Origin of the sequence: Klebsiella sp. JN_Kp122 (assembly GCF_040062085.1) — a bacterium.
GTDB lineage: Bacteria > Pseudomonadota > Gammaproteobacteria > Enterobacterales > Enterobacteriaceae > Klebsiella > Klebsiella aerogenes.
This window is the reverse complement of record NZ_JBEAHW010000017.1, coordinates 88646-112169: the sequence shown is the minus strand read 5'-3', so window position 1 is coordinate 112169 and position 23524 is coordinate 88646. Positions and strand designations below refer to the sequence as shown.

Here is a 23524-nt window from a genome sequence, read left to right as displayed (position 1 = left end):
AGTGTCTCCTTAGCAACAAGCCAGTTCAAAATCAAAGCGTTCCGGCACGATACCATGCTCGCTGTCCAGCGGCAGGAAGCGGATGGCGAAGCGGCTTTTATGGCCGGAAATTTGCGGGTATAGCTGGCTTGCGAGATCCAGGCGCAGGCGCAGCAGATCGGCATCGTCGCCATTATCCTGATAAAAGCCATTGAGGCTGGTCTGCTTACGGAAAGGCGCGGAGTTACGAATCAAATCAAGGATCAGCTCCAGCGACTGCATCAGCGGCGTCAGGCTCGCTAACCATTTTGCCACCTGCTCATCGCGATACTCTTGCGGCATATGCAGCCAGATATGCAGAGTTGGCAAATCAAAGCCGCAACAGCCGCCAGGGATGCTCAGACGCTGGCGCACCAGGCCAATCAGCCGATCTTCACGAAGAAACTGGCCAATACGCGGAGCGGAGATCAAGGTGCTGCCGGACAGTTTGAGCTGCTGACGTAGGGCTTCAATACGCTGCTGATCGACGCCGGGCACTTCGGCCCAGGTTTGTAATTTCCGCTGTTGTCGCTCCAGCTCTTTCAGCAAATCGGTACGCACTTCGCCACGTTCCAGCACGTCCAGTAGATCGCCGGTATTGCGGAAAAAATGGAGAGCGTCCGCGTAGCTGGCAATGGCCGGGCGGGAAGAGAGCTGCTGAAATAAAAATTCAATGCGCAGCCAGGTGCGCATTTTCTCATTGAGCGGATGTTCGAAGAGAACAGGGGTATGCATTACGGTTTTTCCTGTGAGGCGGCCTGCGATGCCAGCATTAAATACTTATCGTGCAGGCGGGCGACGTGGGATGCGACGGCATCCGCGGAGCCCATGTTTTCAATAACATCATCCGCTGCGGCAAGACGCTGTTCGCGCGTCGCCTGGGCGGCAAGAATATGTTCAGCGTGTTCACGACTGACCCCATCGCGGCGTATGGTGCGCTCGATTTGCGTCTCTTTTGGCACATCGACAACCAGTATGCGATCGGCTTTATCGGTCAGGCGGTTTTCGACCAGCAAGGGTACGACCCAGAGGAGATAAGGTGAGGTTGAGGCCTGCATCTGACGGCGCGTTTCTTGCTGAATCAGCGGATGCAGCAGCGCGTTAAGCCAGGCCTTGTCCTCGCTATGAGCAAAAATGCGTTCGCGTAAGCGGCGGCGATTCAGGCTGCCATCGTCGTTGATCATCTGTGGACCAAACCTTTCAGCGATAGCAAGTAGGGCGGGAGTACCGGGCTCTACAACCTGACGCGCAATAATATCGGCGTCGATGACGGTTACGCCCAGGTGAGCAAATTCGTCGGCGACGGTACTTTTACCGCTACCGATGCCGCCTGTTAACGCTACCGTATACCCCATACACTTCAATCCCGATGTCACATTATTGTTCAAAACCCTGGCGATTCACCGCGCCATTCAGACCCAGAGGATAGCTTAATCAAGATTTTGTTAAATCGAAAAAGTATCCATAATGTGAATTGTGATTCACTTTATATATAAAAAACAATTGGTTAAAAATGATGCAATGGTAAGGAAAGCACACGAACGTGTTTTTCGCTATTCACCAGGTAAATTTTAACGATTGTAGCGTAAAAAAAGTGAAAATCGCAGTCTTGCGCGGCTATGATTCGTGCGTATGATAGCGTCACTGGAGTTGTGCTCTCACATTAATGCAATTAACCCCAGGAATTCGCACATGCGTATTGAAGAAGATCTGAAGCTAGGTTTTAAAGACGTTCTTATCCGCCCGAAACGCTCTACCCTCAAAAGCCGTTCTGATGTTCAACTGGAACGTGAATTCACCTTTAAGCATTCAGGCCAGACCTGGTCCGGCGTACCGATTATCGCTGCTAACATGGATACCGTCGGTACCTTCAGCATGGCGAAAGCCTTGTCCGCTTTTGGAATTCTGACCGCCGTGCACAAACACTACAGCGTTGAAGAATGGCAGGCGTTTGTGCAGAGCGAGTCCGCAGAAGTGCTGCAGCATGTGATGGTTTCCACCGGTACCTCTGACGCGGACTTTGAAAAAACTCAGCAGATCCTGACCCAGAATCCACAGCTGAACTTCGTCTGCATAGACGTGGCTAACGGCTACTCTGAACACTTCGTTCAGTTTGTGGCGAAAGCGCGCGCCGCCTGGCCGCAAAAAACCATTATTGCCGGCAACGTAGTGACCGGTGAGATGTGTGAAGAACTGATTCTCTCCGGCGCTGATATCGTTAAAGTGGGCATTGGCCCTGGCTCCGTCTGTACTACCCGCGTGAAAACCGGCGTTGGCTACCCGCAGCTGTCTGCGGTGATTGAATGTGCCGATGCCGCGCACGGTCTCGGCGGCCAGATCATCAGCGACGGCGGCTGCACCATGCCGGGCGATGTTGCGAAAGCTTTTGGCGGCGGTGCCGATTTTGTCATGCTCGGCGGGATGCTGGCGGGTCACGAAGAGAGCGGCGGTACCGTGGTTGAAGAGAACGGTGAAAAATTCATGCTGTTTTACGGTATGAGCTCTGAATCGGCGATGACTCGCCACGTCGGCGGCGTCGCGAAATATCGTGCCGCGGAAGGTAAAACCGTTAAGTTGCCGCTGCGCGGCCCGGTTGATAATACCGCGCGTGATATCCTCGGTGGCCTGCGTTCAGCATGCACCTATGTTGGCGCTTCCCGCCTGAAAGAGCTGACCAAACGTACAACCTTTATCCGCGTACAGGAACAAGAGAACCGCGTGTTCAACAGCCTGTAATGACGATGGCTGGCGCTCTGGCGCCAGCCATTAACTCCCCATTGTGCCCAGCGCGTCCCCCAGATGAAAAACAGGTAGGTACATCGCTACCACCAGCACACCGACGATCGTTCCGGTCACCACCAGCAGTATTGGCTCCAGCAGCGTCGCCAGATTATCCGCCTGCTGATGAGTTTGCTCGCTATGATGGCGCGCCAGGTTATCGAGCATCGTATCCAGCGCTCCAGATGCCTCGCCGGTACGAATGAGCTGCAGGCACAGCGAGGTAAATCCGCCACAATTCGTCAGCGCCTGCCAGATTGGTTGGCCATGGATAATCTCTGCGCGCGCCTGTGCAATCCGCTGCCGCCACAGCGGGCAGCCCACGGTTTCCTCGACGCTCTCCAGCCCCTGGACAAAGCTTATGCCCGCGCTTTGTGTCAGTGAAAGAATGGTAAATATCTGGCTCAGTTGCTGACCGTTGATCAGCCGACCCGCTATTGGAATCGCGTGAAATAATCTTTGCCTTAACAGCAGCCAGCGTGGCCGACGCCGGGCTAGCCGGTTGAGAAAAAGTAGAATAGCAAAAAGAGGCGGCAGCAAGGGCCAGTAGCGGGCTAACGCGTCGCCAAGGTGAATGACCATTTGCGTCAGCAAGGGGAGCGGCGTGTTGAAGGTCCGATAGATGGCGGTAAATTCAGGCAGAACGAAAAACAGCATCGCCACGACCAGCGCCAGCGCTAATGTCAGGATAACGATCGGATAGCGCAGCGCCTTCTTTACCTTTTCTGTCAGACGCTGTTGTTCTTGCTGCTGTTGCGCGAGTTGAAAGCAGCAGCGTTCCAGCTTACCGGTGAGCTCGCCGGTGCGGATCATCGCCAGATAGAGCGGAGGGAAGACCTGCGGCCATTGCGCCAGGCCGCTGGAGAGAGAAACGCCATTTGCCAGTTCCTGCGCCAGCACTCGTAGCAACGCCTGCCACTGTTTGTGCGGCTGTTGTTGGGCCAGCAGCTCCAGCCCTTCAGCCAGCGGTAAACCAGCCTGCAGCAGCGTGGCAAGCTGGCGGATAACCTCACCGCTGTAGCGCGGGCGCCACAGCGAATTCTGTACCGTTTTACGCCGTAGCGCCAGCGGCAGGATCCGCTGCTGTTCCAGTGATGCCAGCGCCTGCCCACGCGTTTCTTGCCACAGGGCGCCCTCGCACATCATTCCTTGCTTATCCATCCCCCGCCACTGCCAAAGCTGCTTAGTCGCCATGTGGGATCCCCAGAACGCGCACGACTTCTTCCAGGCTGGTCAACCCGCGCTCCACCGCTTCACAGCCGCTTTCAAACAGTGTCATCATGCCGGCTTCGCGGGCCAGCGTTTCGATTTCCGCCGCGCTGAGATCGCGATTAATGGCCTCGCGTAGCGCGCTATCCACCGGCAGCAGTTCGAATAAGGCCAGGCGGCCGTAGTAACCGTGGTAGCACTGTGGGCAGCCAACCGCCAGCCAGCCGGGTAATGGGCGTGGCCAAAGACTGTGCGGCACCTCGGTAGGGCGGCCGCCATCGCGCCGGCAGTGGGGACACAGTTTTCGCACCAGCCGCTGGGCGACCACCAGCGATAGCGCCGAGGAGATCATCCAGCGCGCTACGCCCATTTGTTGCAGGCGAATTAACGTTTCGCTGGTGGAGTTAGTATGCAATGTAGAGAGCACCAGATGCCCGGTTTGTGCGGCTTTAATGGCGATTTCCGCGGTTTCGGCATCGCGAATTTCTCCGACCATGACGATATCCGGATCCTGACGCAGCAGCGCCCGCAGGACGCTCTGGAAGGTAAGCCCGGATCGCGGGTTGATCTGCGTTTGGTTGAGCCCGGTAAGCGGGATCTCCAGCGGATCTTCCACGCTGCAGATATTGACCTCTTCGCGGTTTCGCGCCTGCAGCGCGCTGTACAGGGTGACGGTTTTGCCACTCCCCGTAGGCCCGGTAACCAGTAGCAACCCCTGCGGCTGGTTCAATGCGGCGCGGAAAAAAGCAAGCTGACGAGAGGAGAGCCCCAGAGCTTCCAGATCCAGCGCCTGCTCCACCTGGTGTAATAAACGCAGGACGATTTTCTCCCCGCCGCGGCAGGGGAGGGTTGCAATGCGAAAGGAGACCGTGCGCCCGGTAAGCGTCAGAGTGAACTGTCCATCCTGCGGTAGACGATGCTCGGCAATATCGAGGTTGCCCAGCACCTTAAGCCGTGCGGCTATTGGCGCAGCCAGCGCGGCCTCAAGTAACGGTAGAGCATGCAACACGCCATCGACACGCAGACGTATCCGCAGCTGATTTTCCGCCGGCTCAATATGGATATCAGAGGCTCGCTGGCGCAGCGCCTGCTCCAGAATTTGATTCAGTAGATCGGTTACGCCCTGGGGGGTACCCGTGGCGGAGTCTGCTGCTGACCGCTGTGCCTCATGCTGATGCTTATCCATCCGCTCCTGGCTCCAGCATTCAATATCGATGCGCTTTTGGGTAGCGAAGCGCAGCGCTTCCATCAGTTCTGGCGACGGCGTATCCACAACGGCGATAACAATGGTCTGCTCGTCGCTCTTCAACAACAGTGCGTGATGGCGCTGACAGAGTGAGAGTAGCTGTTCGGTTTTCATGGCTGTCATCTCAGTTAAAGCGGAAGACATCTTCGCAGGCCTGCTTTAACGCGCTGTCATCGCCGATGGCGCAGACGCGCTGCCAACCGGTGATACCGTTGGCGCTATCCCAGGAAGGGGTCAGGGTGACGGCCAGGCCGTTAAGGCTCTCCTGCCCGGTCAGCGTGACCACCCCCTGGGCGACGCTCATCGCCGATACATAGCGGGTAGTCGACGGTGAAGGGATACCGTTGCTGCCGCCATCGCAGCTGGTTAGTCCGCCGTGGTCCAACGCGCACAGCTCTATTGCCGTGCGGTAGGGCACAAAGGTTTGCAGCATATCGGTGAGGGCGGCTTTGCGTAGGTAGTTTTGGTAGGCAGGGATGCCGATGGCGCTGAGGATGGCGATAATGCCGATAACCACCATTAATTCGATCAGGGTAAAACCACGTTGCTTATCCATAAGTCACTCCTTGTTGGTTGTGGGGTGACTTTGGCGCGATTACGTCGCGGCGGCGAGGAGGAAAAATACGCTTAGGATGCAGGCATCCAGCTTTTCGGTAGCGCTTTCAAAGATGCACGGGAAGCGTGCGAGGCGTCTCGCAAAAATAACCCCGATACCCGGTGGATATCGGGGAGAGAATTAACGAAAACGCATGGACAGGTCGAGGGCCCGTACGTGCTTAGTGAGTGCGCCGACGGAAATATAGTCAACGCCGGTTTCCGCGAATTCGCGAATGGTATCGAAGGTAACGTTGCCGGAGACTTCCAGCGCCGCCTGGCCGTTGGTACGTTTCACCGCCTCACGCATCAGGTCGGTGGTGAAATTGTCGAGCATGATGATATCAGCGCCGGCTTTTAACGCTTCATCCAGCTCATCCAGCGTTTCGACTTCGACTTCCACCGGTACGTCCGGGTGCAGCCAGAAGGCTTTTTCCACCGCCTGACGTACCGAACCAGAGGCGATGATATGGTTTTCTTTGATCAGGAAAGCGTCGAAGAGGCCCAGACGGTGGTTCGCGCCGCCGCCACACAGCACCGCATACTTCAACGCGGTGCGCAGGCCTGGTAACGTTTTACGCGTATCAAGCAGTTGCGTTTTGGTGCCTTTGAGCAGGTCGACGTAGCGGCGTACTTCGCTTGCTACCCCGGAGAGGGTCTGCACGAAATTCAGCGCGGTGCGTTCGCCGGTCAGCAGCACCCGCGACTGCCCGTCCAGTTCGAATAGCGGCTGATCGGCTTTTACCGTATCGCCGTCAGCCACGTGCCAGGTGATGCGGACATCGTCGCCGGCAAGCTGAATGAAAACTTCTTCTACCCAACGCTTACCGCAGAATACCCCATCTTCGCGGGTGATAACGACGGCGTGAGCGCGCGCGTCCGATGGCAATAATTGCGCGCTAATATCGTTGTTAGCGTCAACTTCGCCGCCCAGATCTTCGCGTAGTGATTGCGCGACGGCGTCGGTAATATCGAGATTAATACGTTCCAGCAGCGCGTCACGGCGGCGGTCGGGGCTGTAGCGACGAGGCGTCATGATAAAGCTCCAGATAGATAAGATTCAGAAGTGGGAAACATGCTAACCTGAACCACGTTTCTGTACCACTCATACCCAATGGATTTCGCGTCGCCTGTGGGGCCGCCGGGATCCACGTTTGCGAAAGGAGATTCCCCATGCAGTTGAATGGCGGATGGCTGGTGGGCGCGCGTCGGGTGCCTTCGCCGCATCACGATTGCCGCCCGGACGATGAAAACCCTTCTTTACTGGTGGTACATAATATCAGCCTGCCGCCGGGGGAGTTTGGCGGCCCGTGGATTGACGCGCTATTTACCGGTACATTGGATGCCGACGCGCATCCTTACTTCGCCGGGATTGCTCATCTGCGCGTTTCGGCGCATTGTCTGATTCGCCGCGATGGCGAGATAGTCCAGTATGTACCCTTTGATAAGCGCGCATGGCATGCGGGCGTCTCCAGCTATCACGGCCGCGAGCGCTGCAATGATTTTTCGATCGGCATTGAGCTGGAAGGGACGGATACTCAGGCCTACACCGAGGCGCAGTACCAGCAGTTAGTGGTGATTACCCAGGCGCTCATCCAGCGTTATCCTGGTATTGCTGATAATATTACCGGCCATTGCGATATCGCGCCGATACGTAAAACGGATCCCGGCCCGGCCTTTGATTGGGCAAAATACCGCGGTATGTTGGCCGCATCGTCACATAAGGAGATACCATGACGTTGTTTACTACGCTGCTGGTTCTCATCGCCGAGCGTCTGTTCAAGCTTGGCGAGCACTGGCAGCTCGATCATCGCCTGGAGGTACTGTTCCGCCGCGTGAGGCATTTCTCGCTGTTCGGCACCGTGCTGATGACCGTCGTCGCGGTGGCGGTGGTGTACGTTATTCAACGCCTGCTACAGGGGCAGCTATTTAACGTACCGCTGCTGGTGTTCTGGATTTTGCTTGGCCTGCTGTGCATTGGCGCGGGCAAGGTGCGCCTGCATTATCATGCCTATCTGAAGGCGGCGGCGAACAACGATAGCCACGCCTGCGATTCTATGGCCAGCGAACTAACGCTTATTCACGGCGTGCCGCCGGGCTGCGATCGTCAGGAGTATCTCCGCGAGCTGCAAAACGCACTGCTATGGATCAACTATCGCTACTATCTCGCGCCGCTGTTCTGGCTGGTGGTCGGCGGCCCGTGGGGGCTGTTGACGCTAACCGCTTATAGCGTCCTGCGCGCCTGGCAGACCTGGCTTGCGCGCTATCAGACGCCGCGCCATCGTTTACAGTCCGGCATTGACGGTATTCTGCATATTGTCGATTGGGTGCCGGTGCGCCTGGTTGGCGTGGTATACGCGCTGCTGGGGCACGGCGAAAAAGCGCTGCCTGCGTGGTTTGCCTCGCTAGGCGATCGTCACTCTTCACAGTATCAGGTATTAACTCGTCTGGCCCAGTTCTCATTGGCCCGCGAGCCGCACGTCGATGCGGTTGAGACGCCAAAAGCGGCGGTTTCCATGGCGAAGAAAACCTCGCTGGTGGTGGTGGTGATTATGGCGCTGCTGACCATCTACGGAACGTTGATTTAACGGCCCGAAGCCTGGCGCTGCTAGGCTTGGCGCACTCATGTCGCCGGATGGCGCTGCGCTTATCCGGCCTACGGTCCGCGGCCCGGTAAGCGCAGAAGTGGTAGCCCTGCTAAGCGCAGCGCAAGCAGGGAAAATCCCAGTGGTGGCGTTGGATCCCGGACGGCTCGCTGTTCACTCGCTACAGCGTATCAGCAGGGGGGATGCCGAAGTCGGGCATCCCGTTTTCTTGCCAGCGCACTAACTTCAGCCGGGTGTGACGGTTAGGATCGTACAGCGGGTCGCCTTCGATTTCGGTGTAGTTGCGCGCGTGGTACACCAGCACATCTTCCCCCTCCGGCGTTTGCGTAAAGCTATTGTGGCCGGGACCATACTGGCGGTTTTCGTAGCTGGTGCGAAATACCGGCTGCGGGGATTTGTGCCAGTTAGCCGGCTGTAGCGGATCGGCCTGAATATCTATCCATAATAATCCCATGCAGTAGTTTTCATCGGTCGCGCTGGCGGAATAGCTGATAAACAGCTTATCGCCGTGTACCAGCACCGCAGGCCCCTCATTGACCATAAATCCCCGGCATTCCCAGGCAAACTCCGGCTTACTCAGCATGATCGGCGCGCCTTTTAGCGTCCACGGGTTTTCCAGCTCCGCCAGATAGAGATTGGTATTGCCGGCGATCTGCGGGTCTTTCTGCGCCCATAAATACCAGCGTTTCCCTTGATGGCAGAAAGTGGTGGCATCGAGGGCGAAGGTATCGAACGGGGTGATAATTTGCCCTTTTTCCTGCCAGCGGCCGCTGAGCGGATCGCTGTCGGTACACTCAAGGGCGAACATCCGGTGCTGGAACATCCCCTGGGCGTCGAGGTCATGGGTCGGGGCGGCGGCGAAATAGATATACCACTTGCCGTCGATGTGGTGGAGCTCCGGCGCCCAAATCAGCTGGCTCATCGGACCGCTTTGCGGCTTGCGCCAGACGGTCACCGGCTCGGCTTCACGCAGGCCTTCCAGCGTGGCGGCGCGGCGAATCTCCAGCCGATCGTATTCCGGCACGGAGGCAATAAAATAATAGCTGTCGTGATGGCGCAGGATAAAAGGGTCCGCGCGTTGTTCAATAAAGGGGTTAGGCCAGTTGTTCATCAGGCTTTCCTTACGTGTTCACTGGTTTTCAATTCCTGGAGTTCATTCAGTTCGCTGTAGTTACTGCGGCGTTTTTCCAGATCGCTCTGGATTTGGCGCATCAGATCACGGTCAACTTTCAACAGGCGTACGACGCCTGCGGTAATCAGGTAGCCAACGCCGGGGATCACAGAGAACAGCAGTACGATACCGTTTAGCGCCGAGGCGCTTTGTTGCTTCGCGCCGGCATCGTAGCCGTACCACGACAGCAGGAAACCCACCATAGCCCCGGCGACCGCCAGCCCCACTTTCAGGAAGAACAGGTTACCGGAGAAGCTGATGCCGGTGATCCGTTTACCGGTTTTCCACTCGCCGTAGTCATCAACGTCGGACATCAGCGACCAGTGCAGCGGCGACGGGATTTGATGCAGGATATTGAGCAGGAAGTAGAGCGCCAGAATCAGCGTTGTGGCATGCGGATTAAAGAAGTAGAACGCGCAGGAGAAGACAGCCAGTACAATGTTGGTCCAGAAAAAGACCTGCAGTTTACACCAGCGATCGGTCAGCACTTTCGCCAGCATGCTGCCGATCATCATGCCGACCACGCCAAGGCTGATAAACAGGGTGGCGAAGTGGGTACTTTGCCCCATCACCCAGGTGACGTAGTACATGGTGGCGGCCATGCGGATAAAGCCGGGGCAAACGTTGCACAGGGTTAAGAGCAAAATGCGAACCCACTGGTCGTTTTTCCACACGTCTTTGAGGTCTTTTTTCAGCTCGTCGTTGGTTTGTACCGCCGGACGGATGCGCTCGCGTACGGTGGCGAAGCAGAACAAAAACATACACATGCCGATGAACGCCAATACGGTCATCGCCATTTGATAACCTTTCGCTTTATCGGCGCCGCCGAACCACTCCGCCATTGGCAACAGAGTCAGCGAGAGCAGAAGCGTCGCGATACCGACCAGCACAAAGCGGTATGACTGGCAGGCGACACGTTCTTGCGGGTCGGATGTCATCACCGTCCCCAAAGAGCAGTAGGGGATGTTAATCGCGGTATAGGTTATCGACAGCAGGAAGTAGGTGACGAAGGCATAGATAACCTTGCTGTTGTAGGTCCATTCCGGGGTGGTGAACATCAGCACGCTGAACAGGGCGTAGGGGAAGGCCATCCACAGCAGCCATGGGCGAAAGCGGCCATATTTACTGCGGGTGCGGTCGGCCATCGCCCCCATGATCGGGTCGGTGACGGCATCGATGACGCGCACCGAAAGCAGCAGCACCCCAACCAGCGCCGGCGCAAGACCAAAAATATCCGTATAAAAATAGTTAACGAACAACATGATGGCGCCAAAGATAATGTTACATCCGGCATCGCCCATCCCGTAGCCAATCTTTTCTTTCAGCGAAAGTGTATTGCCTGTCATTCTGGAACTCTCCATTGCAGTCTGGAGAGAATTATTGGTCTTAGCGTCGGGAATTACGTTGCAGTAATCCGTCATCGATATGGATAAAACTGTTACAGGAAGGAAAGTGTGAAGCAGATAACAATGCGCCGTGCCCGTCGCTCGAGGACGGACACGGCGTGACGAGATGTATTATTGTGCTTTTACGACGCCGGCGCTTTTCTGTTTAAACAGATAGCCAACGCCGAGAACGGCAATCCATACCGGTATCAGCCACACCGAAATCGCCATTCCCGGGGTCATCAGCATGATGGCCAGTACCGCGACCATAAATAGCAGGCATACCCAGTTACCCAGCGGGTAGAACAGCGCCGGGAAACGTGTTTTCACGCCTTCCTGCTGCTTAGCGCGACGGAATTTGATGTGCGCGAGGCTAATCATCGCCCAGTTAATTACCAGCGCGGAGACCACCAGCGCCATCAGCAGTCCGAACGCCGATTCCGGCGCCAGGTAGTTGATCAGCACGCACAGCGCGGTGACTACAGCGGACACCAGAATGGTGTTGACCGGTACGCCGCGTTTATCGAGAGTCAGCAGCACTTTCGGCGCATTGCCCTGCTGCGCCAGGCCGAACAGCATACGGCTGTTACAGTACACGCAGCTGTTGTAAACCGAGAGCGCGGCGGTCAGCACCACGATGTTGAGGGCGTTTGCCACCAGTGTGTCGCCGAGTTCGTGGAAGATCAGCACGAACGGGCTGGTATCGGCGGTGACGCGCGTCCACGGCAGCAGGGAGAGCAGCACGGCCAGGGAGCCAACATAGAAAATAAGGATACGGTAGATAACCTGGTTGGTGGCTTTCGGGATGCTCTTTTCCGGGTTGTCCGCTTCTGCCGCGGTGATGCCCACCAGTTCCAGACCGCCGAAGGAGAACATAATGATCGCCATCATCATCACCAGCCCGGTGAAGCCGTGCGGCAGGAAACCGCCCTGATCCCACAGGTTACTGACCGTCGCCTGCGGGCCGCCGTTGCCGCTGAACAACAACCAGGCGCCGAACAGAATCATGGCCACTACCGCGACGACTTTAATAATCGCGAACCAGAACTCCATTTCGCCGAACACTTTTACGTTGGTCAGGTTAATGGCGTTAATGGCGATGAAGAAGACCGCCGCGGAGGCCCAGGTAGGGATTTCCGGCCACCAGAACTGGATATATTTGCCCACGGCGGTCAGTTCCGCCATGGCGACAAGCACATACAGCACCCAATAGTTCCAGCCGGAGGCAAAGCCGGCAAAGCCGCCCCAGTATTTATAAGCAAAATGGCTGAATGAACCGGCCACCGGTTCTTCGACGACCATCTCGCCGAGTTGACGCATGATCAGGAAGGCGATAAACCCGGCGATAGCGTAGCCGAGAATAATACCAGGACCTGCAGATTGAATCACTGACGCACTACCCAGGAATAAGCCCGTACCAATAGCGCCTCCTAGCGCAATGAGCTGTATATGGCGGTTCTTCAAGCCGCGCTTGAGTCGATCGCCATGCTGTTGACCTTCCATCATGAAACCTCGTGTGTGGTTATTATGTTTATACGCTTCATCCTTCAGGTTGCTGCTTTGCTGTCCGTCTCTGCCAAATAGCATAGTTAGCTAATTTCAAGGCGTTTGAGGCCAGTTTTTACCCGAGTGACGCAACGCACACATTGTTGTGTTTGTGTAATTATGAAATTCCATTTTTGTATTGATTTCTTTACGGAAAGCAAAGCGGAAATTCCCTCAAAGACCTTTCGCCTGATGCAGAATAATGGTAAGGGCGTGCGAATGCACCTGCTTTATGAAGGGATGATGACGGAACGAACAAAAAGACACCGTTTGTCATTTTTTCTTACCACCGCCACCGCTACCCTTTATTGGTTATCTATTCACTTTATTGGTTTATAAATGCACTTTTTCGCTTCTTGAATCGGTTCAGAAAGCGTAATTTTTCGTTTATATAAAGTTAATGCTACCCCTTGCTGGGTAAATGTAAGTTTTGTGCAAGGTTACATTTCTGAAACGTTATTTCTGTAAGGTTGTTAAAAAAGGCCAGGTTTACTGATTTCAATCAAAACCTGTATGGACAGGAGGTGAATACTTTGTTACTTTAGCGCTACGAACTTTAAATTGGTAAGACCAATTGACTCCGGGCGAATGGCAGAGACAGGGAATATGGCCTACAGCAAGATCCGCCAACCAAAACTTTCTGATGTGATAGAGCAGCAGCTGGAGTTTCTGATTCTTGAGGGGACGTTGCGCCCCGGTGAAAAACTCCCGCCTGAACGCGAACTGGCAAAACAGTTCGACGTTTCCCGTCCCTCGCTCCGTGAGGCGATTCAACGCCTCGAAGCCAAGGGCCTGTTGCTTCGTCGCCAGGGCGGTGGAACCTTTGTACAAAGCAGCCTGTGGCAGAGCTTTAGCGACCCGTTGGTCGAGCTCCTGTCCGACCACCCTGAATCCCAATTCGATTTGCTGGAAACCCGTCACGCGCTGGAAGGCATCGCGGCTTATTACGCGGCGCTGCGCAGCAATGATGAAGATCGCGACCGTATTCGCGAGCTGCATCAAGCCATTGAGCGGGCCCAACAGTCCGGCGATCTCGACGCCGAATCCGGCGCTGTCGTCCAGTACCAAATCGCCGTCACCGAAGCGGCGCACAATGTGGTGTTGCTCCATCTGCTAAGGTGTATGGAGCCGATGCTGGCACAGAACGTTCGTCAGAACTTTGAATTGCTGTATGCCCGCCGGGAAATGCTCCCGTTGGTCAGCAACCATCGTACTCGCATTTTCGAGGCGATAATGGCCGGGGAGCCGGAGCAGGCGCGTGAGGCGTCGCACCGTCACCTGGCGTTCATTGAGGAAATTTTGCTGGATCGTAGCCGTGAACAGAGTCGTAGAGAACGTTCACTGCGTCGTTTACAGCAACGAAAGGACGAGAACTCCGGTTCTTAAGCGCCATTTTTTAGAGCGCGGCAACTAAACGCAGAACCTGTCTTATTGAATTCTTGGTTGTTTATCAGAGTGAAACGCTAAAGAGTTCAATGGGACAGGTTCCAGTTAAATCAACGATTAGATAGATAAGGAATACCCCCATGTCAGAACGTTTCCAGAATGACGTGGATCCGATCGAAACTCGCGACTGGCAACAGGCGATCGAATCGGTCATCCGTGAAGAAGGTGTTGAGCGTGCTCAGTATCTGATCGACCAGCTTCTTTCTGAGGCCCGCAAAGGCGGCGTGAAAGTAGCGGCCGGTGCGGCAGCGCATAATTACGTCAACACTATTGCCGTTGAAGATGAACCGGAATACCCGGGCAATCTGGAGCTGGAACGCCGTATTCGTTCAGCGATCCGTTGGAACGCCATCATGACCGTTCTGCGCGCATCGAAGAAAGATCTGGAGCTGGGTGGCCACATGGCATCCTACCAGTCTTCCGCTACCTTCTACGAAGTTTGCTTCAACCACTTCTTCCGTGCGCGCACTGAGAAAGACGGCGGCGATCTGGTTTACTTCCAGGGCCACATCTCTCCGGGCGTATATGCACGTGCCTTCCTGGAAGGTCGTCTGACTGAAGAGCAGATGAACAACTTCCGTCAGGAAGTTCACGGTAATGGTCTGTCCTCTTATCCGCACCCGAAACTGATGCCGGAATTCTGGCAGTTCCCGACCGTATCAATGGGTCTGGGGCCGTTGGGCGCTATCTATCAGGCTAAATTCCTGAAATATCTGGAACACCGTGGTCTGAAAGACACCTCTGCGCAAACCGTTTACGCCTTCCTGGGCGATGGCGAGATGGATGAGCCGGAATCTAAAGGCGCTATCACCATCGCGACCCGTGAAAAACTGGATAACCTGGTCTTCGTCATCAACTGCAACCTGCAGCGTCTGGACGGCCCGGTCACCGGTAACGGTAAAATCATTAACGAACTGGAAGGCATCTTCGGTGGTGCTGGCTGGAACGTTATCAAGGTTATCTGGGGCGGTCGTTGGGATGAGCTGCTGCGTAAAGACACCAGCGGTAAGCTGATTCAGCTGATGAACGAAACCGTTGACGGCGACTACCAGACCTTCAAATCCAAAGACGGCGCCTACGTTCGTGAGCACTTCTTCGGTAAATATCCGGAAACCGCCGCGCTGGTTGCCGACTGGACTGACGAGCAGATCTGGGCCCTGAACCGTGGCGGTCACGATCCGAAGAAAGTCTACGCTGCACTGAAAAAAGCGCAGGAAACCAAAGGCCAGCCGACCGTGATTCTGGCGCATACCATTAAAGGTTATGGTATGGGCGACACCGCGGAAGGTAAAAACATCGCGCACCAGGTTAAGAAAATGAACATGGACGGCGTTCGCTACGTCCGCGATCGTTTCAACGTGCCGGTGGCTGATGCCGATATCGAAAAACTGCCGTACGTGACCTTCCCGGAAGGTTCTGAAGAGCACACTTACCTGCACGCTCAACGTGAAAAGCTGAACGGCTACCTGCCGACTCGTCAGCCGAAATTCACTGAGAAACTGGAGCTGCCGACCCTGGCCGACTTCAGCGCGCTGCTGGAAGAGCAAAACAAAGAAATCTCTACCACTATCGCTTTCGTTCGTGCCCTGAACGTGATGCTGAAGAACAAGTCGATCAAAGATCGTCTGGTGCCGATCATCGCCGATGAAGCGCGTACTTTCGGTATGGAAGGTCTGTTCCGTCAGATCGGTATCTACAGCCCGAACGGCCAGCAGTACACCCCGCAGGACCGTGAGCAGGTTGCATACTACAAAGAAGACGAGAAAGGCCAGATTCTGCAGGAAGGTATTAACGAGCTGGGCGCAGGCGCATCCTGGCTGGCTGCTGCGACCTCCTACAGCACCAACGACCTGCCGATGATTCCGTTCTACATCTACTACTCGATGTTCGGCTTCCAGCGTATCGGCGATCTGTGCTGGGCGGCTGGCGATCAGCAGGCTCGCGGCTTCCTGATTGGCGGTACTTCCGGTCGTACTACGCTGAACGGCGAAGGTCTGCAGCACGAAGATGGTCACAGCCACATTCAGTCGCTGACTATCCCGAACTGTATCTCCTACGACCCGTCTTACGCGTACGAAGTCGCTGTCATCATGCATGACGGTCTGGTACGTATGTACGGCGAAGCGCAAGAGAACGTTTACTACTACATCACTACACTGAACGAAAACTACCACATGCCGGCCATGCCGGAAGGCGCCGAGGAAGGTATCCGTAAAGGTATCTACAAACTCGAAACCCTCGAAGGTAGCAAAGGTAAAGTTCAGCTGCTGGGCTCCGGTTCTATCCTGCGTCACGTTCGTGAAGCAGCGCAGATCCTGGCGAAAGATTACGGCGTAGGTTCTGACGTGTATAGCGTCACCTCCTTCACCGAACTGGCGCGTGATGGCCAGGATTGCGAACGCTGGAACATGCTGCACCCGCTGGAAACTCCGCGCGTACCGTACATCGCTCAGGTGATGAACGACGCTCCGGCTGTAGCATCCACTGACTATATGAAACTGTTCGCCGAGCAGGTTCGTACTTACGTACCGGCTGATGATTACCGCGTACTGGGTACCGATGGCTTCGGTCGTTCCGACAGCCGTGAAAACCTGCGTCACCACTTCGAAGTTGATGCTTCCTACGTGGTCGTTGCGGCGCTGGGCGAACTGGCTAAACGTGGTGAAATCGATAAGAAAGTTGTGGCTGACGCCATTGCTAAATTCGACATCGATGCAGAAAAAGTTAACCCGCGTCTGGCGTAAGAGGTAAGAGAATAATGGCTATCGAAATCAAAGTACCGGACATCGGGGCTGATGAAGTTGAAATCACCGAGATCCTGGTCAAAGTTGGCGACAAAGTTGAAGCTGAACAGTCGCTGATCACCGTAGAAGGCGACAAGGCCTCTATGGAAGTTCCGTCTCCGCAGGCTGGCGTCGTGAAAGAGATTAAAGTCTCCGTCGGCGACAAAACCGAGACTGGCAAACTGATCATGATTTTCGATTCCGCCGAGGGTGCAGCAGCCGCTGCACCTGCGCAGGAAGAGAAAGCGGCTGCTCCGGCACCGGCAGCAGCGCCGGCGGCAAGCGCAGCGAAAGAAGTTCACGTACCGGATATCGGCGGCGATGAAGTTGAAGTCACCGAGATCATGGTTAAAGTGGGCGACACTATTGCCGCTGAGCAATCCCTGATCACCGTCGAAGGCGACAAAGCTTCTATGGAAGTTCCGGCGCCGTTCGCGGGTACCGTTAAAGAGATCAAAATCAACACCGGCGACAAAGTGTCCACCGGCTCCCTGATCATGATCTTCGAAGTGGCGGGCGCTGCGCCTGCAGCCGCTCCGGCACAGGCTGCCGCTCCGGCTGCCGCGGCACCGGCTGCAGCGGCTGGCGTGAAAGACGTTAACGTACCGGATATCGGCGGCGACGAAGTTGAAGTTACCGAAGTGATGGTAAAAGTCGGCGATAAAGTGGCTGCTGAGCAGTCACTGATCACCGTCGAAGGCGACAAAGCTTCTATGGAAGTTCCGGCGCCGTTCGCGGGTACCGTTAAAGAGATCAAAATCAGCACCGGCGACAAAGTATCCACCGGCTCTCTGATCATGGTCTTCGAAGTGGAAGGCGCCGCGACTGCTGCTGCTCCGGCTCAGGCCGCGGCACCGGCACCGGCTGCTGCACCTGCACCGGCTCAGAAAGCTGCCGCGCCGGCTGCGAAAGCGGAAGGTAAAACCGAATTCGCTGAAAACGAAGCTTACGTTCACGCGACTCCGCTGATTCGTCGCCTGGCGCGCGAGTTCGGCGTAAACCTGGCGAAAGTGAAAGGGACCGGCCGTAAAGGTCGTATCCTGCGCGAAGACGTTCAGGCTTACGTGAAAGAAGCGGTTAAACGCGCTGAATCCGCACCGGCTGCTGCCGCAGGCGGCGGTCTGCCGGGCATGCTGCCATGGCCGAAAGTTGACTTCAGCAAGTTTGGCGAAATCGAAGAAGTGGAACTGGGTCGTATCCAGAAAATCTCTGGTGCGAACCTGAGCCGTAACTGGGTGATGATCCCGCACGTTACGCACTTCGACAAAACCGATATCACCGATCTGGAAGCGTTCCGTAAGCAGCAGAATGCCGAAGCTGAGAAGCGCAAACTGGACGTGAAATTCACCCCAGTGGTCTTCATCATGAAAGCCGTTGCCGCTGCGCTTGAGCAGATGCCGCGCTTCAACAGCTCGCTGTCCGAAGACGGTCAGCGCCTGACGCTGAAGAAATACATCAACATCGGTGTGGCGGTTGATACTCCGAACGGTCTGGTGGTTCCGGTCTTTAAAGACGTGAACAAGAAGAGCATCACCGAGCTGTCTCGCGAGCTGACCACCATCTCGAAGAAAGCGCGCGATGGCAAGCTGACTGCTGGCGAAATGCAGGGCGGTTGCTTCACCATCTCCAGCATCGGCGGCCTGGGTACTACCCACTTCGCGCCGATTGTTAACGCGCCGGAAGTGGCCATCCTGGGCGTGTCTAAGTCCGCGATGGAGCCGGTATGGAATGGTAAAGAGTTCGTTCCGCGTCTGATGCTGCCGATCTCTCTGTCCTTCGACCACCGCGTCATCGACGGTGCTGATGGTGCCCGCTTCATTACCATCATTAACAACACCTTGAGCGACATTCGCCGCCTGGTGATGTAAGCGAAAAAGCCGGCCTGACGGCCGGCTTTTTTCTGATAACCTCAGGCTGTTGAGGATTATCAGCAACAAAGGACAAAATCGTTTGCCGTTTGTTGTTTAAAAATTGTTAACAATTTTGTAAAATACACGCGGATAGAACGTCCCGGTGGACTTGGGCGTAATAATAAAAGCGTCAGACCCGCCGGATATAAATTACAGAGGTCATGATGAGTACTGAAATCAAAACTCAGGTCGTGGTACTTGGGGCAGGTCCTGCAGGCTACTCTGCAGCCTTCCGTTGCGCTGATTTAGGTCTGGAAACCGTCATCGTAGAACGTTACAGCTCTCTGGGCGGTGTTTGCCTGAACGTGGGTTGTATCCCTTCTAAAGCACTGCTTCACGTTGCTAAAGTTATCGAAGAAGCGAAAGCGCTGGCCGAACACGGCATCGTTTTCGGCGAACCGAAAACCGACATTGACAAGATCCGCACCTGGAAAGAAAAAGTTATCACTCAGCTGACCGGTGGTCTGGCTGGCATGGCCAAAGGTCGTAAAGTGAAGGTGGTTAACGGTCTGGGTAAATTCACCGGCGCTAACACCCTGGAAGTTGAAGGCGAAAACGGCAAAACCGTGATTAACTTCGACAACGCGATCATCGCGGCGGGCTCCCGTCCGATTCAATTGCCGTTTATCCCGCATGAAGATCCGCGCGTTTGGGATTCCACCGACGCTCTGGAACTGAAATCTGTACCGAAACGCATGCTGGTTATGGGCGGCGGTATCATCGGTCTGGAAATGGGTACCGTATACCATGCGCTGGGTTCAGAGATTGACGTGGTTGAAATGTTCGACCAGGTTATCCCGGCTGCCGACAAAGACGTGGTTAAAGTCTTCACCAAGCGTATCAGCAAGAAATTCAACCTGATGCTGGAAACCAAAGTGACTGCCGTTGAAGCAAAAGAAGACGGTATTTACGTTTCCATGGAAGGCAAAAAAGCCCCGGCGGAAGCGCAGCGTTACGACGCGGTGCTGGTAGCTATCGGCCGCGTGCCGAACGGTAAAAACCTCGACGCAGGCAAAGCCGGCGTGGAAGTTGACGATCGCGGCTTCATTCGCGTTGACAAACAAATGCGCACCAACGTGCCGCACATCTTTGCTATCGGCGATATCGTCGGTCAGCCGATGCTGGCGCACAAAGGCGTACACGAAGGTCACGTTGCCGCAGAAGTTATCTCCGGCCTGAAACACTACTTCGATCCGAAAGTGATCCCGTCCATCGCCTACACCGAGCCAGAAGTGGCATGGGTTGGCCTGACTGAGAAAGAAGCGAAAGAGAAAGGCATCAGCTACGAAACCGCCACCTTCCCGTGGGCTGCTTCCGGCCGTGCTATCGCTTCCGACTGCGCAGACGGTATGACCAAACTGATCTTCGACAAAGAGACCCACCGTGTTATCGGCGGCGCGATTGTCGGCACCAACGGCGGCGAGCTGCTGGGTGAAATCGGTCTGGCTATCGAAATGGGCTGCGACGCTGAAGACATCGCGCTGACTATCCACGCTCACCCGACTCTGCACGAGTCCGTTGGCTTGGCGGCAGAAGTCTTCGAAGGTAGCATTACCGACCTGCCAAACGCGAAAGCGAAGAAAAAGTAACTTTTTCTTTCAGCTAAAATGCATAAGCGGCTCTCAGAGCCGCTTTTTTTATCGCTAATGTTTAGAACTGTGTCCCTGTTCACAAACCGCTACACCTCATACATACTTTGAAAATAGTCACTCAGTAAACTAATAGGTAGTTAATTATATATCTGAGGTGTGAGATGAAACGCTTATTGACCACGGCGCTGTTAGCCACGATGTTCGTATCCGGTATGGCCTGCGCGGCTGATGCAACCATTCCATGGGCGGCGAACAGCGGCGGTACCGAAAGTACCCATATTGCGGCGATGGGCCAGGATCTGAATGCGCAGCATCAGTTGGTGACGAAGACGAATGAAGGGGTGTGGGCGGCGAATTCCGGGAGCATCAGCTCGGATGAAGCGGCGCTGACCAGTCAGAAACCTGCTTTTGCCGGTTATCCGGAGCTGATGCCGCACCAGGGCTAAGCATAAGAGAGTGCCCGGTTGCTATCGCGCAACCGGGCATTTTTTTATTGATTGATCGGCTGCCATCCCGCTGCTGAATCGGGGGCAAAATGCGTAATTGCCTGCGCTTTCGTCGCGCTCTCTTCGCCCAGGTTCGCCTGCCAGACTTGATCATTCTGATCGATCATGAAGCTCATCACCCCGGTTTCTCCCCATTCCACCGGCCAGGCCAGTAAGGCGACGCCTTGGTTATTGTTATCGGCGATAATGCGGAAGCGGTAGCCATGATAACCGGCGCCGGGCTCAGTCGGGCTAAAGGCCGGCCCCAGCGGGCTGGGCGTTTCGCCCGGTGAGGTTGGCCAGTACAGGCCATCTTTTTTGCCTTCGCTGCTGATGATTTTTTGCGCCCAGCGATGATTCATTTGATAGTAATCCTGCTGGGCATCAACGTAGGCGTGCATGGCGGCAATTGCCGACAGTTCATTGCGGCCGATGGCGCGTGTGAGAATTTCATCTTCTCCGGCCGCCATATCAAAACGCCAGCCCTGTTCATCTTTGACAATGGGAATCGGCAACCGCCACGCTTCACTACCGACATCAAGCCAGGCGCTATTACCCTGCTGGACAATGACGTGTTTCACCTGCCAGTCGCGCTGAAAGCGGTCGACGGCATTGGGATCAATACCATCGGTGGGTAAAAACTGCTGCCAGTTATCGCCGAGCAGATTATTGAGCGCGGCTTTATCACGATGATTGAGCGCATCGGCCAGCGCGCTTGCGGCTTTCTCCGGCGTGGGGAACGGTTGCTGGGCGAAGGCGGCAAGCGGCGACAGCATTAGCGTTAATAGGGCGATCTGTAATGGTTTTCTCATCTGCTCATCCTCAGCGACGACGCAATTCATGATGTTCGGAAAGACGCTCTCTGGCGGCGCCGCGCTGTTCGCTGCTCAAGCCGGAAATATTACGGCTTTGCAGCCCGCGCGCCTGCTGTGATTGCCAGGAGGGGGAGCGACTTTCGTTGCCGCTTAAGGCATTGGCGCGTACCGTGCTCACCGCTTGCTGACGTTGGGCCGGCGTCGCGGAGTGAATCTGCTGACGGCGCTGTTGTTGCTGAGGCGTTGGATTCTGCACGTGGCTCTTCACGGCCTCGCGATGCTGTTGCTGCTGTGGCGTTGGGTGTTGCAGCTGCGTTTTCGCCGCTTCGCGACGCTGCTGTTTGGCAGGCGTCGGCGTGCTGTCGTAGCCACGGTAGCTGCTGCGCTGGGTGGCCTGCTTCAATTGCTGAGAGGCTGCCTGACGCTGCGCATCGCGCGAGGCGCTAGTGGCCGCCAGTTTGCCTGCGCTGGCGGCAGGGGCGTTGGGATGCTGGAGCTGCGTCATCGCCGCTTGCCGTTGAGCATTGCGATCGACCGGCGCATGCTGGGTTGCGCTGAGTCCGCCGGGCACATTGGTCTGATGATAGCGCTGGGCGACATTATTATTCGGATAAGGCACGTTGCCGCGATAGGCGGGGTTGTGCTGCCAGTTAACATGGTTACCCGGCAGATTCTGCCCGGTAATGCGGTTGAAATTATTCACATTAATATTGATGTTATCGCCATTGTGCTGGTAACCGCCGTGATGGTAATCGTCATCATGATGATGGTAATCATCGTCATCATCCCAGTCGATGCTGCTGAAGAGCGCCCAGGTGGTGGCGACGCCAAGGCTGTAACCAAAACCTTTGACGAAGCTATCGGTGAACTGCTCTCCTGGAGGTGGCGGCAGATAGACCGGGGGATAGGCGCTATTCGGCCAACTGCCGTAGACGGTCGAAGGGTTATAGCTTGGAACGTATACCACCTGCGGATTGGTCGGTTCAATTTTGATGATCTGCGAAGGCGATGGCGTTGAGGTTGTTGAGGTTGATACCGTGCTGCTATTCGATGACCTCGAAGAGGCCGGCGCGACGGCCGTGACGGTCACCTTTTGTTGCGGTGTGGATTTTAATGTTCCGGTTTGTTGGGCAATAGCGCGCAGGCGCTGTACGGAATCCATCACGTCGTGCGGCTGGGCTAAAAATGCATCGCCAAGGTTTTCTACCCACGGCGGGTTTTCGCCCATCATTGCCAGCAGGGCGGGAAAAGCGACGAGGGATTTGACGCTCGGATCCCACGGCTGGTTGGCAACGGCCTGCACGGCCGCGTCGCCTTTCATCGACGGGTTATCCTGCGACCACTGCACCGCTTGCATGACGTTGTCCGGATAGGTGGAGGCCATCAGTACCTGCGAGAGTAAACTGTCCGGGTAGAGCGCGATTGGCGCGACCCATTGGTCGATTTGCGCCTGGGTATAGGTGGCGGCGACAGGTTGCGCTGGCGCAGTCGCTGGTGCTGTCGTTGGCACAGGCTGCGCCGTCACCGGCGCTTCAGCGATAGTCTCTGGGGTACGGCTTTTAACATATAGCGTTCCCGCCGCCGCGAGTAAGCCGGCGCTGCAGAGCAGGGCGATAATATGGGGTTTGAACGGTAGTGACATGGAAGCTCCTGACACAGAAATGTTACCCATCTCGCTCAAGTATCGGCGAAAACGGTACGTTACGGGAGTATATGAAGACGATATTGTTTTTTTTGATTTTTGTTGGGATCCTGACATTAAATCTGTAACAGAAATAAATTTATCTACCAGCATTTGAACAGAAAGCCTGCAATATCCTGCCCTTAACGATTCAGCTAAATTTTAATGTTGCTTTTTTGTAAACAGATTAACACCCTTCAAAAATCCTGCTATGCTGCCCTCGCGGTATCGGGCATTTACCCTACAAACTGCTGTCTCAC

At 55.5% G+C, this 23524-nt stretch carries 19 protein-coding genes; 8 read left to right on the top strand and 11 right to left on the bottom strand.

Annotated elements, in window-relative coordinates:
• Positions 1-9: 9 nt before the first annotated feature.
• Together zapD and coaE are read right to left on the bottom strand one after the other, a co-directional pair.
• A complete protein-coding gene (gene zapD, locus ABLU78_RS05980; protein WP_015368236.1) occupies positions 10-753 on the bottom strand; it encodes a cell division protein ZapD in 744 nt (247 codons plus the stop codon).
• On the bottom strand, positions 753-1373 hold the full coding sequence (gene coaE, locus ABLU78_RS05975) for a dephospho-CoA kinase (protein WP_042894009.1): 621 nt from the start codon (positions 1371-1373) through the stop codon (positions 753-755). Before coaE ends, zapD begins: the two co-directional genes overlap by 1 nt.
• 337 nt (positions 1374-1710) lie before the next feature.
• Here coaE and ABLU78_RS05970 point away from each other — a divergent pair, with 337 nt between their 5' ends.
• Positions 1711-2754, top strand: coding sequence for a GMP reductase (locus ABLU78_RS05970; protein ID WP_015368234.1), 1044 nt, complete (start codon positions 1711-1713; stop codon positions 2752-2754).
• Between the two features lie 30 nt (positions 2755-2784).
• Here ABLU78_RS05970 and hofC read toward each other — a convergent pair whose 3' ends face one another.
• From hofC to nadC, 4 genes are all read right to left on the bottom strand, one after another.
• Positions 2785-3990 carry a protein transport protein HofC gene (gene hofC, locus ABLU78_RS05965; RefSeq protein ID WP_142966363.1) on the bottom strand — a complete coding sequence of 402 codons (1206 nt, stop codon included), beginning with the start codon at positions 3988-3990 and terminating at the stop codon, positions 2785-2787.
• A complete protein-coding gene (gene gspE / locus ABLU78_RS05960; protein WP_048230129.1) occupies positions 3980-5365 on the bottom strand; it encodes a type II secretion system protein GspE in 1386 nt (461 codons plus the stop codon). Before gspE ends, hofC begins: the two co-directional genes overlap by 11 nt.
• A 10-nt stretch (positions 5366-5375) precedes the next feature.
• Positions 5376-5807: a prepilin peptidase-dependent pilin gene (gene ppdD, locus ABLU78_RS05955; RefSeq protein WP_048230131.1), complete on the bottom strand. Its 432-nt coding sequence runs from the start codon at positions 5805-5807 to the stop codon at positions 5376-5378.
• A gap of 180 nt (positions 5808-5987) precedes the next feature.
• Positions 5988-6881 carry a carboxylating nicotinate-nucleotide diphosphorylase gene (gene nadC / locus ABLU78_RS05950; protein ID WP_048230132.1) on the bottom strand — a complete coding sequence of 298 codons (894 nt, stop codon included), beginning with the start codon at positions 6879-6881 and terminating at the stop codon, positions 5988-5990.
• 137 nt (positions 6882-7018) lie between these two features.
• Here nadC and ampD point away from each other — a divergent pair, with 137 nt between their 5' ends.
• Together ampD and ampE are read left to right on the top strand one after the other, a co-directional pair.
• Positions 7019-7582, top strand: coding sequence for a 1,6-anhydro-N-acetylmuramyl-L-alanine amidase AmpD (ampD, locus tag ABLU78_RS05945; protein ID WP_015704411.1), 564 nt, complete (start codon positions 7019-7021; stop codon positions 7580-7582).
• Positions 7579-8433 (top strand): beta-lactamase regulator AmpE, encoded by an 855-nt coding sequence (gene ampE, locus ABLU78_RS05940; protein WP_032709890.1) that lies wholly within the window; start codon positions 7579-7581, stop codon positions 8431-8433. The genes ampD and ampE overlap by 4 nt, the downstream gene beginning before the upstream one ends.
• Before the next feature lie 178 nt (positions 8434-8611).
• Here the strand turns inward: ampE and ABLU78_RS05935 are convergent, their stop codons facing one another.
• The 3 genes from ABLU78_RS05935 to aroP all read right to left on the bottom strand — a co-directional run bounded on the left by ABLU78_RS05935 (position 8612) and on the right by aroP (position 12513).
• Positions 8612-9562, bottom strand: a complete 951-nt coding sequence (locus ABLU78_RS05935) for a family 43 glycosylhydrolase (RefSeq protein WP_020079602.1) — start codon at positions 9560-9562, stop codon at positions 8612-8614.
• Positions 9562-10968 (bottom strand): MFS transporter, encoded by a 1407-nt coding sequence (locus ABLU78_RS05930; protein ID WP_045386041.1) that lies wholly within the window; start codon positions 10966-10968, stop codon positions 9562-9564. The genes ABLU78_RS05935 and ABLU78_RS05930 overlap by 1 nt, the downstream gene beginning before the upstream one ends.
• Positions 10969-11139: 171 nt before the next feature.
• Positions 11140-12513 (bottom strand): aromatic amino acid transporter AroP, encoded by a 1374-nt coding sequence (gene aroP, locus ABLU78_RS05925; RefSeq protein WP_171824484.1) that lies wholly within the window; start codon positions 12511-12513, stop codon positions 11140-11142.
• A gap of 645 nt (positions 12514-13158) precedes the next feature.
• Between aroP and pdhR the strand changes: the two genes are divergently transcribed.
• The 5 genes from pdhR to ABLU78_RS05900 all read left to right on the top strand — a co-directional run bounded on the left by pdhR (position 13159) and on the right by ABLU78_RS05900 (position 20729).
• Positions 13159-13938, top strand: coding sequence for a pyruvate dehydrogenase complex transcriptional repressor PdhR (gene pdhR, locus ABLU78_RS05920; RefSeq protein WP_015368223.1), 780 nt, complete (start codon positions 13159-13161; stop codon positions 13936-13938).
• 140 nt (positions 13939-14078) lie between these two features.
• Positions 14079-16742 carry a pyruvate dehydrogenase (acetyl-transferring), homodimeric type gene (aceE, locus tag ABLU78_RS05915; RefSeq protein WP_015368222.1) on the top strand — a complete coding sequence of 888 codons (2664 nt, stop codon included), beginning with the start codon at positions 14079-14081 and terminating at the stop codon, positions 16740-16742.
• Positions 16743-16756: 14 nt separating this feature from the next.
• Positions 16757-18649 carry a pyruvate dehydrogenase complex dihydrolipoyllysine-residue acetyltransferase gene (gene aceF, locus ABLU78_RS05910; protein WP_032716032.1) on the top strand — a complete coding sequence of 631 codons (1893 nt, stop codon included), beginning with the start codon at positions 16757-16759 and terminating at the stop codon, positions 18647-18649.
• Between the two features lie 206 nt (positions 18650-18855).
• Positions 18856-20280, top strand: a complete 1425-nt coding sequence (gene lpdA, locus ABLU78_RS05905; protein ID WP_015368220.1) for a dihydrolipoyl dehydrogenase — start codon at positions 18856-18858, stop codon at positions 20278-20280.
• A 164-nt stretch (positions 20281-20444) separates the two neighbouring features.
• Positions 20445-20729, top strand: coding sequence for a hypothetical protein (locus ABLU78_RS05900; protein ID WP_015704416.1), 285 nt, complete (start codon positions 20445-20447; stop codon positions 20727-20729).
• A gap of 44 nt (positions 20730-20773) precedes the next feature.
• On the opposite strand, the gene ABLU78_RS05895 is transcribed toward ABLU78_RS05900, so the two are convergent.
• Positions 20774-21580: a DUF2950 family protein gene (locus tag ABLU78_RS05895; RefSeq protein WP_047076109.1), complete on the bottom strand. Its 807-nt coding sequence runs from the start codon at positions 21578-21580 to the stop codon at positions 20774-20776.
• A 10-nt stretch (positions 21581-21590) separates the two neighbouring features.
• Positions 21591-23225 carry a DUF3300 domain-containing protein gene (locus tag ABLU78_RS05890; RefSeq protein ID WP_048230136.1) on the bottom strand — a complete coding sequence of 545 codons (1635 nt, stop codon included), beginning with the start codon at positions 23223-23225 and terminating at the stop codon, positions 21591-21593.
• Positions 23226-23524: the final 299 nt, after the last annotated feature.

Excerpts from the sequence above, each read along its gene's own strand:
- pdhR (WP_015368223.1), top strand. The coding sequence starts at position 13,159 with ATGGCCTACAGCAAGATCCGCCAACCAAAACTTTCTGATGTGATAGAG.
- gspE (WP_048230129.1), bottom strand. The coding sequence starts at position 5,365 with ATGAAAACCGAACAGCTACTCTCACTCTGTCAGCGCCATCACGCACTG.
- ABLU78_RS05930 (WP_045386041.1), bottom strand. The coding sequence starts at position 10,968 with ATGACAGGCAATACACTTTCGCTGAAAGAAAAGATTGGCTACGGGATG.
- aroP (WP_171824484.1), bottom strand. The coding sequence starts at position 12,513 with ATGATGGAAGGTCAACAGCATGGCGATCGACTCAAGCGCGGCTTGAAG.
- ABLU78_RS05890 (WP_048230136.1), bottom strand. The coding sequence starts at position 23,225 with ATGTCACTACCGTTCAAACCCCATATTATCGCCCTGCTCTGCAGCGCC.
- zapD (WP_015368236.1), bottom strand. The coding sequence starts at position 753 with ATGCATACCCCTGTTCTCTTCGAACATCCGCTCAATGAGAAAATGCGC.
- lpdA (WP_015368220.1), top strand. The coding sequence starts at position 18,856 with ATGAGTACTGAAATCAAAACTCAGGTCGTGGTACTTGGGGCAGGTCCT.
- coaE (WP_042894009.1), bottom strand. The coding sequence starts at position 1,373 with ATGGGGTATACGGTAGCGTTAACAGGCGGCATCGGTAGCGGTAAAAGT.
- ampE (WP_032709890.1), top strand. The coding sequence starts at position 7,579 with ATGACGTTGTTTACTACGCTGCTGGTTCTCATCGCCGAGCGTCTGTTC.
- ABLU78_RS05935 (WP_020079602.1), bottom strand. The coding sequence starts at position 9,562 with ATGAACAACTGGCCTAACCCCTTTATTGAACAACGCGCGGACCCTTTT.
- nadC (WP_048230132.1), bottom strand. The coding sequence starts at position 6,881 with ATGACGCCTCGTCGCTACAGCCCCGACCGCCGCCGTGACGCGCTGCTG.
- hofC (WP_142966363.1), bottom strand. The coding sequence starts at position 3,990 with ATGGCGACTAAGCAGCTTTGGCAGTGGCGGGGGATGGATAAGCAAGGA.
- ABLU78_RS05895 (WP_047076109.1), bottom strand. The coding sequence starts at position 21,580 with ATGAGAAAACCATTACAGATCGCCCTATTAACGCTAATGCTGTCGCCG.
- ABLU78_RS05970 (WP_015368234.1), top strand. The coding sequence starts at position 1,711 with ATGCGTATTGAAGAAGATCTGAAGCTAGGTTTTAAAGACGTTCTTATC.
- ampD (WP_015704411.1), top strand. The coding sequence starts at position 7,019 with ATGCAGTTGAATGGCGGATGGCTGGTGGGCGCGCGTCGGGTGCCTTCG.
- ppdD (WP_048230131.1), bottom strand. The coding sequence starts at position 5,807 with ATGGATAAGCAACGTGGTTTTACCCTGATCGAATTAATGGTGGTTATC.
- aceE (WP_015368222.1), top strand. The coding sequence starts at position 14,079 with ATGTCAGAACGTTTCCAGAATGACGTGGATCCGATCGAAACTCGCGAC.
- aceF (WP_032716032.1), top strand. The coding sequence starts at position 16,757 with ATGGCTATCGAAATCAAAGTACCGGACATCGGGGCTGATGAAGTTGAA.
- ABLU78_RS05900 (WP_015704416.1), top strand. The coding sequence starts at position 20,445 with ATGAAACGCTTATTGACCACGGCGCTGTTAGCCACGATGTTCGTATCC.